This is a genomic window from Nocardiopsis listeri, assembly GCF_020741345.1.
Classification (GTDB): Bacteria; Actinomycetota; Actinomycetes; order Streptosporangiales; family Streptosporangiaceae; genus Nocardiopsis; species Nocardiopsis listeri_A.
In genome coordinates, this window is record NZ_DYZD01000064.1 from 1 (window position 1) to 13,555 (window position 13,555).

Sequence of the window (13,555 nt, forward strand, 5' to 3'; positions counted from 1 at the left end):
ATGTACACCTCGGGGTGACCGAAGAACCAGAACAGGTGCTGCCACAGGATGGCACCACCGTGCGCCGGGTCGAACACGTGGGTGCCGACCATGCGGTCGGCGCCCAGGGCGATCAGGGCACCGGTCAGGACCGGGAAGGCGATGAGCACCAGGACACTGGTCAGGACCACGTTCCAGGTGAAGATCGACATGCGGAACATCGTCATACCGGGTGCGCGCATGCACAGAGCGGTGGTGATGAAGTTGACCGCGCCGAGGATGGTGGCCAGACCGGAGACGATCAGGCCCAGGATCCACAGGTCGCCGCCCAGACCCGGTGAGCGCACCGCGTCCGACAGCGGTGCGTAGGCGAACCAGCCGAAGCTGGCCGCGCCGCCCGGGGTCAGGAAGCCGCTGATCGCGATGAGGCTACCGAAGAGGAACAGGTAGTAGCCGAACAGGTTCATCCTCGGGAACGCCACGTCGGGCGAACCGATCTGAATCGGCATCATGACGTTCGCGAACCCGACGAACAGCGGGGTCGCGAACATCAGCAGCATGATCGTGCCATGCATGGTGAACATCTGGTTGAACTGCTCGTTGGACATGAACTGCATGCCCGGCGAGAACAGCTCCAGACGCATCAGGACCGCCAGCACCCCGCCGAGGAGGAAGAAGGCGAAGGAGGTGATCAGGTACATGTACCCGATGATCTTGTGGTCGGTCGACGTCATCCAGTTGACGATGAGCGACCCCTTGCGCGACGGTGCCTGACCATCGTCGGTGCGAGGCTTGGTCGCCTCGGTTGCCGTCGTACTCATCACTCGTCATTCTCCTCGGTCGCCTCGGCGCCGGAACCTTCGGCCCCGGTGCCCTCGGCCCCGGAACCCTCGGCGGAGTCGGTGGAGTCCTCCACCAGACCCTCGGCGCCGGCCTCCTCGGAGGCCTGCTGTTCCTGTTCGGCGGCCCAGGCCTCGTACTCGTCCTGCGGCAGGACCTCGACGTTGAAGAGCATGCGGGTGTGGTCGACACCGCACAGCTCGGCACAACGACCGACGTACGTGCCCTCGCTGCCCTCGTTCATGTCGACCTGGAACGCGTTGTCACGTCCGGGGACGACGTCCATCTTGAAACCGAACGACGGGATCCAGAACGAGTGGATGACGTCGGGAGAGTGGAGGTCGAAGTGGACGATCGCGTTCTCGGGCAGTACGAGAGTGGGCTGGGTGGAGCGGTCGGCGGTGCCGTCCGGGTTGGGGATACCCACCTCGGAGTGGAGCACCTCCCCACCGTTCTCCTTGGTGTCGTCCATGTAGTTGAACTGCCAGGCCCATTGGAAGGCCACGACCTCAACATGGACGTCTGCGGGCTCTTCGGTCTCGAGCAGGTAGGCCTGGTCTCGCGCGGTGAAGAAGAAGAGCACCGAGATGACGACGATCGGCAGCACGGTGTACAGCGCTTCGATGGGCATGTTGTACCGCACCTGCGGCGGCAACTGCTCAGAGCGCTTGCGGTGGAAGAGGATCGTCCAGATGAACAGTCCCCATACGAGAATGCCGACCGCGAAAGCGGTGACCCACGAGCCCTGCCAGAGCGCGAGAACACGCTCGGCCTGCTCGGTGATCGGTTCCGGCATGCCCAAACGAGTGAGCTCGTTCGACGCGCAGCCGGTCGCGGCCAGCCCCAACACGGCGAGCGCGGCGCCGCGTGGTGCCCATCGGCGCAGTGTCGAGCGCCGATTTTTTTGGCGGGTCGGACTCACGGATTGCCTTCCCAGCGGTGAAGCCCGCGGATCCTCCACGGGCGGCCTAAGTATCCAAAGCTTTTCAGGGGGAAACATTATCGCGAACCGATCGAGGTGCCGTTCATGGGCTCACCTGGTCAGCGTGTTGTGCCAGGTGCGCCCTCCCGGAACGCTCGTCCGCTTCGCGGAGCCGGGCCAGGTCGCCCCCGAGGGACTTCCTCCCGGCTGGCTACGAGGCGCGGCCCGGCGTACCCCCGGACCCTCGGCCGGGTTCCCGCACATCACCGCCGCGGGCGATGGTGTGCGCGTTCTCGGCACGAGACTAAGGCGAGCGTATCGCTGGGTTTACGACACCCTTAACCGGGTGCGCCTTTTCGAGCGGCCCAGGTCAAGATAAGGACACAGGACGACGACCGACGGGGAGTGGACGTGCCCGAGCGACCGACCGAACAGCGACCCCTGGTCACCGTGGAGGCGGTGGGCCGCAAGTGCCCGATCCCGATCATCATGTTGGCCGCCCGATTGCACGAAGTGCCCATCGGGGCGGTCATCGCGGTCACCGCGGACGATCCCGCGGCGAGCGCGGACATACCGTCCTGGTGTCGGATGAAGATGCACGAGTTCGTCGGGGAGCGGCCTTTGGCGCGGGGTAGCGCTTTTCACATCCGACGGATGTACTGACCACCCGAAGACGTCCTCGGCACCGGAACGGGACTTTCGGTTCCGTTGCGATAACGATTGGCGCCGACCGGTATTTTCGATGCGGCGCGGAGCACCCGCCGGCCTCTTCCCATCGAGGACGAAGCGGCCGGCGGGCAACACGAAGGCCGCGCGGACCGGGGTCCGCGCGGCCTTTCCCGCGGGCGGGCCCACCCCGTCAGGGGCCGGTCCCGTCGGTGCGGGAGGTGCCTAGCGAGCGTAGAACTCGACGACGAGCTGCTCGTCGAAGGGAACCGGGATCTGCTCGCGCTTGGGGCGGTCGATGACCGCGACGCGCAGGTCCTTGTGGCTCACTGCCAGGTAGCCGGCGATCTTGTCGTCGGCGTGGACGCCCTCGGCGGCCTCGACGAACGGGACCATGGAGCGGGACTTCTCCCGAACGCTGATGATCTGGCCCGGCTTGACCTGGTACGACGGGATGTCGACCTTCTTGCCGTCCACGGTGATGTGGCCGTGGTTGACGAACTGACGCGCGGCGTAGATCGACGCGGCCAGACCCGAGCGCAGGACGACCGTGGCCAGACGCAGCTCGAGCTCGGTGAGCATCTCCTCACCGGTACGGGCGGCGCGCTTCTTGGCGTTCTCGTAGACGCGGAGCAGCTGCTTCTCGGTCAGGTCGTAGTACCAGCGCACCTTCTGCTTCTCCGCCTGACGGACGGCGAAGTCGGAGCTGTTGCGACGAACACGACGACCGTGCTCACCGGGCGGGTACGGACGCTTCTCGAAGTAGCTGACCGCCTTACGGGTCAGCGGAGTGCCGGCGCGCCGGGACAACCGCACCTTCGGTCCGGTGTAGCGCATGCATAGTCCTTTCAGGGTGAATCAGGGAATCCCAGGTAAGGCTGGCCTAGAACTGGGAGGCGCTGAACGCGCCCGAGCCCCGTGCCCGCGAATGCGAGGCGAACGGAAGGCGGGTTCCCCACCGTCGCGCGCGACCCCGCGCGAACGGCTTGGGCGAATGAACCGGCACGCGTTTCAGCGCACCGGGGCGGCACAGGTCTTCCTGTGCGGGTCGCGACCATCCACTTTACGGGGTCCGGAGCACCACCCCGACCAGAACCGCGGTTCCCGTGGCCGTGGGCGGCGCCCCGCACGTCGATACCGGCCCCGAGCGAGGTGGCGGGGCCGGCGCTGAAACCGTCTACAGGTGCGGCTTGACCTCGGCGGCGGCGTCCGCGCCGTAGGAGCGCTCGATCCGCTCCAGCAGGCTCTCGGAGGTGAGGCTGTACTCCTGCGGGCCGTCGGCCTCCAGGCAGTGCACGGCGGTGGCGTTGCCGACCTGGGCGGCGCGCTCCAGGGACAGGCCCCGGGAGTGGGCGGCCAGGAACCCGGCGCGGAAGGAGTCGCCCATGCCGGTGGGGTCGACCAGTTCGTCCACGGCCGCCGCCTCGACGTGGATGCTCTCCTCGCCCTGGCGGTCGATGCGGGCACCCTTGGCGCCCAGGGTCGTGATGCGGGTACCGACCTCGTTGAGGATCTGCTCGTCGGACCAGCCGGTCTTCTGCTCGGCCAGGGCCTTCTCGTACTCGTTGGAGAACAACAGGTCCGCGCCCTTGATGAGGGTGCGCACCTCGGGGCCCTCCATCCGGGCGAGCTGCTGGGAGGGGTCGGCCGCGAAGGGGATGCCGCGGGTACGGCACTCCTCGCTGTGGCGGACCATCGCGGCCGGGTCGTCCGCGCCGATGAGGACCAGGTCGAGTCCGCCGAGCCGGTCGGAGATCGGCTGGATCTCGATGTTGCGGGCCTCGGCCATGGCTCCGGCGTAGAACGAGGCGATCTGGTTCTGGTCGCGGTCGGTGGTGCACACGAAGCGCGCGGTGTGGCGCAGCTCGGAGATGAGCACGGAGGAGGTGTCGACTCCGTGGCGGTCCAACCAGGAGCGGTACTCCTCGAAGTCCTGTCCGGCCGCGCCGACCAGGACGGGGTTCAGGCCGAAGGCGCCCAGACCGAAGCAGATGTTGGCCGCGACGCCACCGCGGCGCACGTCCAGCTCGTCGATCAGGAAGGACAGGGACAACTGCTGGATCTGCTCGGGGATGATCTGCTCGGCGAACCGACCCTCGAAGGACATCAGGTGGTCGGTGGCGATGGATCCGGCAACCGCGATACGCACGGGAGGTGGGCTCCTTGGTAGGCAAGAGGGTTCGGCGCTCGGGGCGAGCCGACCGAGCCGCCACGGGCACGCGCCCGTTCGGACCTGCCAAGGGTACCCACCGCACGGGCCGAATAGCCTTCCCGACCCCTTTTCCGACTCCCGGAAACCGGAAAGGGAGGGTGGACGCGGACGCGCGTCCACCCTCCCCATCGACTTGGTTCCGGGCCACCGGGATGTCCGAAGGTAAGGAGGACCGTCGGCCGCCAGGCCGTCCGTTGAGGGCGGCGGGCGACGGGTGGGCCGAAGCGCCGGCGGGGGCGCTTAGTTGAACGAGTCGCCGCAGGCGCAGGAACCGGTGGCCATCGGGTTGTCGATGGTGAAGCCCTGCTTCTCGATCGTGTCGACGAAGTCGATGGTCGCCCCGGTGAGGTAGGCGGCGCTCTTGCGGTCGGTGACGACCTCGACCCCGCTGAAGTCGGTGATGATGTCACCGTCGAGGTCGCGCTCGTCGAAGTAGAGCTGGTAGCGCAGCCCCGAGCAACCACCGGGCTGCACACCCACGCGAAGGCGCAGGTCGTCGCGGCCCTCCTGGTCGAGCAGAGACCGCACCTTGTCGGCCGCCTCGTCGGTGAGGATGACTCCCTGCGCGGTGTCCTCGGTCTGAACCGTCATGTCGTAAAGCTCCTCTGAAAAGGGGTTGCGGCCGCCTGGCGACCCCGGTCGCTCGCGAGGCAGGGCCCGTGGGTCCTGTCCTCTTCAACGGGTCCAAACACCGGGGACCGATGAGGCATTCCACCGTTCGGCCGCTGTGTTCGCCCTGTCACCACCGGGCCCCACGATGTGCGTGTGACCTGGGCGACGTACGGGCCTGCCCGTAGGTACCAGGGTAAGCCGGACCGCGCTCCTATGCCATCTTCCGAAGGTCCCACCGGGCCGTCGTCGGCCGGGGTCAGAGCCCCGGCGCCCCGTACACGGGGAACCAGCGGGACCGGTCCTTCTCCATCGGCAGGTCGTCGCCGATCGCCGACTCCACTTGGAGTTCCAGGGCGTTGTCCCGGCGTTTGCCGCCCGCGGGCGCGAAGGGGTAGAAGGTGCCCCGCTTGTACAGGTACACCAGGCCCACCGAACGACCGGATCCGTCGGTGAAGCCCACCAGCGAGCAGAGCAACGAGGGACCGTAGCCGTTGACCTCCAGGGTGGAGTTGACCGCGTGCAGGTCGGTGACCAGCCCGGTGATGTCGGTTTCGGCGAGCGCGTCACCGCTCTCCCCCTCCGAGGTGGAGGCGCCGCGCACCACCAGCCACGTGTAGCCGTAGTCGTCGGTGGTCTGTTCCACGGGCGGACCGTCGTCGGCGTTGAGCAGGTCGGTGACGTCGCGTTCGACGTCGGCGAAGGCGGCGCCCTCCGCGGCCCGGAAGGCCACCGAACCGCTGCCGGTGGGTGTCAGGCCCACCCCGGCTCGTAGGGTCAGCGCCGCGGTGGGCAGACCGAAGAGCGCGTCGAGATCGGGTTCGGCCGGCTTCGACCGTCCCAGCAGTGCGCGCCAAAAACTCATGGGAGTCCTCTCTGTGTCCCGGCCCCGGTCCTCCGAACGAGGACCCCGTCTCAGGCGCCGCGGCCGAGTTGGCGGGAGATGTCGGAGAGTTGGGCCAGCCGCTGTTCGACCGGCGGGTGGGTGGCGATCAGCTGACTCATGCTGAATCCCTTCTTCGAGAAGGCCGGGGCGAAGAAGAAGGCGTTGAACGGCTCGACCTGACGCAGGTCCCGGGTGGGGATGGCGGCCATGTCGCCGGTGATCTTCGACAGCGCGCTGCCCAGCATCGAGGGACGTCCGGTGAGGTAGGCCGCGGCACGGTCGGCGGACAGTTCCCGGTAGCGGGACAGGGCACGGGTGAGCAGGAAACTCAGCGCCCAGGCGATGGCGCTGACCAGAACCACGAGCAGGGCGATGACGGCGGGCGCGGGACCGTTGTTGTTGCCCCGGCCGCCGCCCGCCCCGGCGAACATGGCGAAGCGCAGGCCGGCCTGGGTGAGGAACCCGGCGACGATGCCCAGGAATCCGGCGATGGTCATGACCATGACGTCGCGGTGCGCGATGTGGGAGAGCTCATGGGCGATGACGGCCTCCAGCTCGGGACCGTCGAGACGGCGCATCAACCCGGTGGTCACGCAGATGACCGCGGACTTCTCGCTGTGGCCGGTGGCGAAGGCGTTGGGCACGTCGGTGTCGGCGATGCCGACCCTGGGCTTGGACATGTCGGCCATGGCGCACAGTCGGTCGACCAGGGCGTGCAGGTCGGGGGCCTGCTCGGGGGTGACCTCCTTGGCGCCCATGGAGAACATGGCGATCTTGTCGGAGGAGAAGTAGGAGAACAGCGCGAACGCGCCGACCAGGATCAGCACCAGCCAGACGTTGAGTCCGGCCAACACCAGCCCCACGATGAACGCCACGTAGACCAGGATCAGGAGGAACATGGTCGTGACCATGCGGGCCGTCAGCCCCCGGTCCGGACGGAACTTCGAACCAGCCACGACTTTCCCCTCCACGGTGTGTGTTCCGGAGTGTAGTTCGGCCAGGTGAGAAAGGGGTTAAAGCGGAACCAGCGCGTGTTCGTCCCTCCGGTGTCGCCGAGAAACACCACGGCCGCCGTGACGGGTCACGGCGGCCGTGGTGGAGAACGCGCGCGAAGGCACTGGGCGCGGGCGGGACCGGAAGGGAACCGGTCCGATCCGCGTCGTCGGTGTGGGGCTCACCTGGACGGTGGTGGTGAATCCCCCGAGGACACACGTGCGCGTCCGTTATCCGGGGATGAGCCCGTCGTCCTGCAGCATCTTGCGGACCTCGTCCATGCTCGCGTCGGCGTGCGGCAGGATGAACTGGGAGGGCTCCAGGGAGTCCGCCGGCAGGGGCCTGCTGTCCTCCCGCACCTTCGTCAGGAGGTCGTTCAGGGCCTTGCGGAACTTCTTCTCGTCGCCCGACTCGATCGCGGCCTCCAGAGCGGCGTCGAAGGAGTTGAGCACGTCGAGGTCGGCGTCGGTGAGGTCCACCTGGCCCTCACCCATGATGCGGACGATCACTGGCCCTCCCGGCTACCGTTACCACCCTCGATCTGCTGCGGAGCGGAACCACCGCTGCCGCCGCCCAGTTCGAGCTTCATCCGCTCGAGCTCGGCGTCGACACCGCTGGTGCTGGCCATGCGGTCCAGCTCGCTCTGGATGTCGTCACGCGGACCGGTACCCGTGACGTCGTCGAGGGCACCGGATGCCAGCAGCTCGTCCACCGCACCGGCACGGGCCTGCATCTCGGCGGTCTTGTCCTCCGCGCGCTGCACGGCCATGCCGACGTCGCCCATCTCCTCGGAGATGCCCGAGAACGCCTCACTGATCTGCGTCTGGGCCTGGGCGGCGGTGTAGGTCGCCTTGATGGTCTCCTTGCGCGTGCGGAAGGCGTCGACCTTCGCCTGCAGGCGCTGGGCGGCCATCGTGAGCTTTTGCTCCTCGCCCTGAAGATTGGCGTGCTGCTCGCGCAGACCCTCGATCTGGCTGGTCAGACCGGAGCGGCGGGTGAGCGCTTCGCGAGCGAGGTCCTCACGGCCCTGACCCAGCGCCGCTTTGCCCTGGTTCTGCAGCTTGTCCGACTGCTGTTCGAGCTGCTGGATCTGGAGCTCGACGCGCTTGCGGGAGGTCGCGACGTCGGCGACGCCGCGGCGCACCTTCTGCAGGAGCTCGAGTTGTTTCTGGTACGAGTAGTCGAGGGTTTCCCTTGGGTCCTCGACAGAGTCCAAGGCCTTGTTGGCCTTCGACTTGAAGATCATCGAAAGTCGCTGAAACACGCTCATCGGCGTGGCCGTCCCCTTCTCGCTGCGTACATCGGCAGTTCCCAGCGGGCGCTTTGCCCAACCCTACGCGGTCTGGCCCGCGGTCGCCATAAAGCTATGACCGGCTACCCTGAGGGTGTGTTCCGACGTCGCTCCGCTTCCGCAGCCACGGATTCGGCCTCAGCCGAATCCGCCAGCCCTGAGGCCTCTGAGGCCACCCAACCTAAGGGATATACCCCCAAGAAGGGTGTGCCCACCCCCAAGCGCAGGGAATCCGAATCGGTCCCGCGCCGGCCGGTGAAGGCCCCCGAGACACGGAAGGAGGCCTACCGCGCCTACCGGGACCGTCTGGATCGCCAACGTTCCAAGGGCGTCACGCGTTCCGTTCCCGGCGCACCGAAGGGTGAGGACGCCCGGTACTACCGGCCGCAGGACCTGAGCCCGGCCCGTGCCTACGCGCGTGACTTCATCGATTCACGCCGCAGCGCCAGCGAGTTCTTCCTTCCGTTCTCCATCCTGGTCATCCTGCTGCTCTTCGTGAACAACCCCGCCTTCCAGGTGGGTGTGGCGTACGTGATCTGGCCGCTGATGATGGTCACGATCATCGCCGAGGGCGTCTTCGTGGGTCGCACCGTGAAGAAGCGCGCCGCTCAATACTTCCCCAACGACGACCTGCTTCGCGGCATCGGCATGTACGCCGCCATGCGTCAGTTGCAGTTCCGTCGGCTACGCCTGCCCAAGCCCAGGCTCAAGGTCGGCGAGGACCCCACCCCGAAGAGCGCACGCTGAGCGCCCACTCCATCCCCGTCATCCCGAAGACCCGAGGACCGGTGCGCGCACCGGTCCTCCTTCCTTTTCACCGCCCCTTCCCACGACCGCGCCCGGGAGCGTTCCCAGGCGCGGTGGGGCCGGTTGTGGCCACCCCCGGGCCGCACCACTAGAGTTCTGGCATGGAATTTCGGCATTTGGGCAACAGCGGTCTCATCATCAGCGAGATCGCGTACGGGAACTGGCTCACCCACGGATCCCAGGTCGAGGAGGACACCGCCACCTCCTGTGTCCGCGCCGCACTCGACGCGGGCATCACCACCTTCGACACCGCCGACGTCTACGCCCAGGGCAAGGCCGAAGAGGTGCTCGGGCGCGCCCTGAAGGGCGAGCGGCGCGACGGGTTGGAGATCTTCTCCAAGGTCTTCTGGCCCATGGGTGAGGGCAAGAACGACAAGGGCCTGTCCCGCAAGCACATCGTCCGCGGCTGCGAGGACTCCCTGCGCCGTCTGGGGACGGACTACCTGGACCTGTACCAGGCGCACCGGTTCGACTACACCACCCCGCTCGAAGAGACCATGCGGGCCTTCGAGGACCTGGTCCGTCAGGGCAAGGCCCTCTACGTCGGTGTCTCCGAGTGGCGTGCCGAGGAGATCGAGCGGGCCCTGAAGATCGCCGACGAGATGGGCTTCGACCGGATCGTCTCCAACCAGCCGCAGTACAACATGCTCTGGCGTCCCATCGAGGCCGAGATCGTGCCGCTCTCCGAGCGCGAGGGCCTCGGTCAGATCGTGTGGTCGCCGATCGCCGGCGGCATCCTCACCGGCAAGTACAAGCCGGGCCGGGAACTGCCGGCCGGTTCGCGCGCCGCCGACGACAAGGTCGGCGGGTCCCTCGCCGACAAGGTCTCCGACCAGGAGCTGTTGGAGCGGGTGCAGGGGCTGGAGCCGCTGGCCGCCGAGGCCGGTCTGTCCCTGTCGCAGCTGGCCGTGGCCTGGGTGCTGCAGAACCGGAACGTGTCCGCCGCGATCATCGGCGCCTCCCGCCCCGAGCAGGTGGAGAGCAACGTCAAGGCCGCCGGCGTGAAGCTCGACGCCTCGCTCATGACCCGTATCGACGAGGTCCTGGGTGACAGCGTCCAGACCGACCCCGCGCTCACCAAGAGCCCGGAGAACATCCGCGGCTAAGGGCGCGGAACACCACGAAGGGGCCCGGTCGCCGACGCGATCGGGCCCCTCTCGTCTCCTGGGGGTCAGTCCTCGTCGCCGGTGAGGGGCATCGTGTAGACCTCGCGATCGTCCTCCAGCAGGGCGACGGTGCCCACGCCCTCCTCCGCCAGCTCGGACCAGTTCTCGCCCAGCCAGCTCTCGGCGTCGCCACGCGAGGTGAACGTCTCGGCCGGCACGTCCCTCGCCTCCACCGGTGCGCCGTCCGCCCCGTGGTACCGCCACGTCCACTCCATGTTCGACCGCCCTTCGTCGCCGACACCACGGTGGTCGTCACCGCGATCCTGTGCCGAGCTTAACCAAGGCCCGGCCCGAGATGCGGTTTACTTTTCCAGGTGCGTATCCGATTTCTGGGGACAGCGGGACCCGCGGGCTGGCCCGCGCCTCAATGCACCTGTTCGTCCTGCAACAAGGCTCGTTCGGACCGTCGCCTTCCGCTGAGGGTGACCGTCGACGACCGGTTCCGCCTCCGTGAGTGCGGGACCGTCGGCCCGGTGCCGCCCGACTACACGGTCACGCCCACCCCCGAGGGGGTCCGGGTGGAGGCGCCCGACGGCGGTCGGCTTCTGTACGCCCGTTCCGGACCGGGGATACAACCCGGCGGGCCGCCGGCGGAGGAACTTCCGGACGGCGCTTCGGCCTACACCTCGGCCTCCGAGAACCAGGTGGACATGGTCATCGTCGACGCCGCGCAGCGCCCGGAGGTGATCGGCGAGCTGCGCCGCTCGGGTGTGATCGGGGTGACCACGGCGGTGGTTGCGGTCGGTGGCGACCATCGGATCCGTTCGCCCCGCGAGTTCACCCGCCGGGCCCGCTTGTGGGGCGCCCTGGTGCCGACCGACGGCACGACGATGACGTGCCCGCCGTCGGTGTGGCCCGAGCCCCGACCACGCGGTCCGCACCGGACCCTGGTGACCGGTGGTGCCCGGTCCGGCAAGTCGACCGAGGCCGAACTCCGGTTGCTGGCCGAACCGAAGGTCGTGTACGCCGCAACCGGTCCGATCCCCGACGCCGCGACCGACCCCGAATGGGCCGAGCGGATCGCCCTGCACATCAGCCGTCGGCCCTGGTGGTGGCGGACCGAGCAGACCACCGAACTGGCCGACCTGCTGCGCGAACGGCGGGGCGCGGTGCTGGTCGACTGTCTGGGGACCTGGCTGACGGCGGTGATGGACCGGAGCGGGCTATGGGAGGAGAACCCTCCCCCGGGCGCCGAGGCCCACGTGGACGCGGCCATCGAGGAGCTGTTGGAGGCCTGGCGCTCCACCCGGGCGTACGTGGTGGCGGTGACCAACGAGGTCGGCTCGGGCGTGGTTCCGGCGACCCGCTCCGGGCGACTCTTCCGAGACCGGCTGGGGCTGCTCAACCAGTGGGTCGGCGCCGAGTCCGAGGAGGTCGTCCTGGCCGCGGCCGGTCGTGTGGTGGAGCTCTGGTGAGCCGGATGGGCGACGGGGACACCGTGGCGGGGCTGCGCATGGCGGTGGGCACCTTCACCGTGTGGCCGGTGCGCGTCGATCGGGTGGACCGCGCGGTGGCCGGCCGGGCGATGTCGTGGGCCCCCGTCCTGGGCGCCCTGCTGGGCGCGGTGATCGGGACCGTGGCCGGTTTCGGTACGTGGCTGGGTTGGTCGGCTCCGCTGGCCGCGCTCCTGGCGGTGGGCGCCGGCGCCCTGCTCACCCGTGGGCTGCACCTGGACGGCCTCGCCGATTTGGCCGACGGTCTGGGCAGTGGTCGGCCCGCCGCGGAGGCCCTGGAGGTGATGCGGCGCTCCGACATCGGACCCTTCGGTGTGCTGACCCTGCTGGTGACGGTCGGCGCGCAGGCGCTGGCCCTGGCGCAGCTGGCGGAGGTCTCCGTCTGGGCGGCGGTGGTGGGCGCGACGACGGCCGGGGCCGTGGGACGGGCGGCCGCGACGCTCGCGTGCCTGCGTCGGGTTCCCTCGGCCCGCCCGGACGGGTTGGGCGCGTTCGTCGCGGGCACGGTCGGCGCTCCCATGGCGGTCGTGATCTCCACGGGTGTGCTCGCTCTGTGCGCCCTCGGGGTGGTCCACTCCCCCGGGTTCGCGCTCGCCTGTGCGGCCGGTGCCGCGGCGGGGGTCGTCGTGGCCGGCGGCTTGTTGTGGCACGCGGTGCGTCGGCTGGGCGGGATCACCGGTGACGTTCTGGGGGCCTTGGTGGAGACCGCGGCGACGACGGCGCTGCTGGTGGCGGCCGCTCTGGCCTGATCGGTGCACCCGCGAGGTGACCGATGTAGCCATGATCACATTTATTCACACGGAGTTTCGGCGGGACTTCACCGGGGCAACGAACCGCGGCGCCGCCGATCCCGTGCGACACCCCCGGAAAGTGACCAAAGGCGCCCACATCGCGCGGGAGGGATCCGGCCCACCGGGGGACGGCTCGCGACGCGCCGGGCCGCGGAACGCCGTGTCAGAGCCGCGGCGACGCGGGGCGCCACGTCGCCGCCGGGCCCGTGAGAGGACTAGCATCAAGGACGTGAGCACGACGTTGTCAGTAAACACGGAGTCCCCCAGTTCGCTCGACGCCGACGCGGTTGTCGTCGGTTATCACTCCGGAGGCGACGCCCCGGAGCCCGCGTCGGGCGCTCATTCCGTCGACGCCGCCTTCTCCGGCGGCCTCGGCACGACCCTGTCGCTCCTGGGAGCGAGCGGCGCCCCTGAGGAGGTGCACACTCTTGCCTCCCTCGGAGCCGTCAAGGCCCCGGTCGTCGTCGCGGTCGGTCTCGGCCCGGCGCCCACCGACGGTCCCGTCGACTCCGACGTACTGTCCCGCGCGGCCGGTGCCGCGCTGCGTTCTCTGAGCTCGCGCCCCGAAGGCGCGGGCCGTGTCGTGCTGGCCCTGCCCGCGACCACCGCCGACCAGGTCGGCGCCGTGGCCCTGGGCGCCCGGCTCGGCGCCTACGCCTTCGACCGTTACCGCACCACCGAGGCCGCCCAGAAGAAGGCGACCAAGAACGCCGAGGCCACACTGACCCTGGTCAGTGAGGCCTCCGGCGCCGAGGCCGCCATCGAGCGCGCCGCGGTCCTGGCCGAAGCCGTCTCCTACACCCGCGACCTCGTCAACACCGCCCCGGCCGACCTGGTCCCCGAGGACCTGGCCGCCGCGGCCCAGGACATCGCCCAGCAGGCGAACCTGGAGATCGAGGTCCTCGACGAGCAGGCCCTGTCCGAGGGCGGCTACGGCGG

General features: G+C 69.0%; 16 protein-coding genes. 6 read left to right on the forward strand and 10 right to left on the reverse strand.

Annotated elements, in window-relative coordinates; translation table 11 throughout:
* Together K8V84_RS04160 and coxB are read right to left on the reverse strand one after the other, a co-directional pair.
* Positions 1 to 800, reverse strand: an 800-nt coding sequence (locus K8V84_RS04160) for a cbb3-type cytochrome c oxidase subunit I (RefSeq protein ID WP_304070573.1), incomplete at its 3' end; no start/stop codon positions are given.
* A complete protein-coding gene (gene coxB, locus K8V84_RS04165) occupies positions 800 to 1,615 on the reverse strand; it encodes a cytochrome c oxidase subunit II (protein WP_304070599.1) in 816 nt (271 codons plus the stop codon). The genes coxB and K8V84_RS04160, both read right to left, overlap by 1 nt.
* A 537-nt stretch (positions 1,616 to 2,152) precedes the next feature.
* Here coxB and K8V84_RS04170 point away from each other — a divergent pair.
* Positions 2,153 to 2,404, forward strand: a complete 252-nt coding sequence (locus K8V84_RS04170) for a sulfurtransferase TusA family protein (protein ID WP_304070574.1) — start codon at positions 2,153 to 2,155, stop codon at positions 2,402 to 2,404.
* Positions 2,405 to 2,632: 228 nt separating this feature from the next.
* On the opposite strand, the gene rpsD is transcribed toward K8V84_RS04170, so the two are convergent.
* From rpsD to K8V84_RS04205, 7 genes are all read right to left on the reverse strand, one after another.
* Positions 2,633 to 3,244 (reverse strand): 30S ribosomal protein S4, encoded by a 612-nt coding sequence (gene rpsD / locus K8V84_RS04175; RefSeq protein WP_304070575.1) that lies wholly within the window; start codon positions 3,242 to 3,244, stop codon positions 2,633 to 2,635.
* Between the two features lie 340 nt (positions 3,245 to 3,584).
* Complete coding sequence (locus K8V84_RS04180) at positions 3,585 to 4,556, reverse strand: carbohydrate kinase family protein (RefSeq protein WP_304070576.1); 972 nt, start codon at positions 4,554 to 4,556, stop codon at positions 3,585 to 3,587.
* A gap of 303 nt (positions 4,557 to 4,859) precedes the next feature.
* A complete protein-coding gene (locus K8V84_RS04185) occupies positions 4,860 to 5,210 on the reverse strand; it encodes an iron-sulfur cluster assembly accessory protein (protein ID WP_304070579.1) in 351 nt (116 codons plus the stop codon).
* Positions 5,211 to 5,487: 277 nt separating this feature from the next.
* Entirely contained in the window at positions 5,488 to 6,093 is a 606-nt protein-coding gene (locus K8V84_RS04190) for a hypothetical protein (protein ID WP_304070581.1), read from the reverse strand.
* Between the two features lie 50 nt (positions 6,094 to 6,143).
* The gene (htpX, locus tag K8V84_RS04195; RefSeq protein WP_304070583.1) at positions 6,144 to 7,070 is read right to left on the reverse strand and encodes a zinc metalloprotease HtpX; all 927 of its coding nucleotides are present in this window, start codon (positions 7,068 to 7,070) and stop codon (positions 6,144 to 6,146) included.
* A gap of 267 nt (positions 7,071 to 7,337) precedes the next feature.
* Positions 7,338 to 7,616: a hypothetical protein gene (locus tag K8V84_RS04200; RefSeq protein ID WP_304070585.1), complete on the reverse strand. Its 279-nt coding sequence runs from the start codon at positions 7,614 to 7,616 to the stop codon at positions 7,338 to 7,340.
* On the reverse strand, positions 7,613 to 8,377 hold the full coding sequence (locus K8V84_RS04205; RefSeq protein ID WP_304070587.1) for a PspA/IM30 family protein: 765 nt from the start codon (positions 8,375 to 8,377) through the stop codon (positions 7,613 to 7,615). Before K8V84_RS04205 ends, K8V84_RS04200 begins: the two co-directional genes overlap by 4 nt.
* Before the next feature lie 96 nt (positions 8,378 to 8,473).
* Here K8V84_RS04205 and K8V84_RS04210 point away from each other — a divergent pair, with 96 nt between their 5' ends.
* Both K8V84_RS04210 and K8V84_RS04215 read left to right on the forward strand, forming a co-directional pair.
* Positions 8,474 to 9,145, forward strand: coding sequence for a DUF3043 domain-containing protein (locus K8V84_RS04210; protein ID WP_304070589.1), 672 nt, complete (start codon positions 8,474 to 8,476; stop codon positions 9,143 to 9,145).
* A 161-nt stretch (positions 9,146 to 9,306) separates the two neighbouring features.
* On the forward strand, positions 9,307 to 10,311 hold the full coding sequence (locus tag K8V84_RS04215) for an aldo/keto reductase family protein (protein WP_304070592.1): 1,005 nt from the start codon (positions 9,307 to 9,309) through the stop codon (positions 10,309 to 10,311).
* 65 nt (positions 10,312 to 10,376) lie between these two features.
* Here the strand turns inward: K8V84_RS04215 and K8V84_RS04220 are convergent, their stop codons facing one another.
* Positions 10,377 to 10,586 carry a hypothetical protein gene (locus K8V84_RS04220; protein WP_304070595.1) on the reverse strand — a complete coding sequence of 70 codons (210 nt, stop codon included), beginning with the start codon at positions 10,584 to 10,586 and terminating at the stop codon, positions 10,377 to 10,379.
* A 207-nt stretch (positions 10,587 to 10,793) separates the two neighbouring features.
* On the opposite strand from K8V84_RS04220, the gene K8V84_RS04225 reads away from it, so the two are divergent.
* The 3 genes from K8V84_RS04225 to K8V84_RS04235 form a co-directional block, all read left to right on the forward strand.
* Positions 10,794 to 11,786 carry a bifunctional adenosylcobinamide kinase/adenosylcobinamide-phosphate guanylyltransferase gene (locus K8V84_RS04225; RefSeq protein ID WP_304070597.1) on the forward strand — a complete coding sequence of 331 codons (993 nt, stop codon included), beginning with the start codon at positions 10,794 to 10,796 and terminating at the stop codon, positions 11,784 to 11,786.
* Between the two features lie 5 nt (positions 11,787 to 11,791).
* On the forward strand, positions 11,792 to 12,574 hold the full coding sequence (locus K8V84_RS04230; RefSeq protein WP_304070600.1) for an adenosylcobinamide-GDP ribazoletransferase: 783 nt from the start codon (positions 11,792 to 11,794) through the stop codon (positions 12,572 to 12,574).
* 271 nt (positions 12,575 to 12,845) lie between these two features.
* Positions 12,846 to 13,555: M17 family peptidase N-terminal domain-containing protein (locus tag K8V84_RS04235; RefSeq protein WP_304070598.1), on the forward strand; the 710-nt coding region annotated here is incomplete at its 3' end.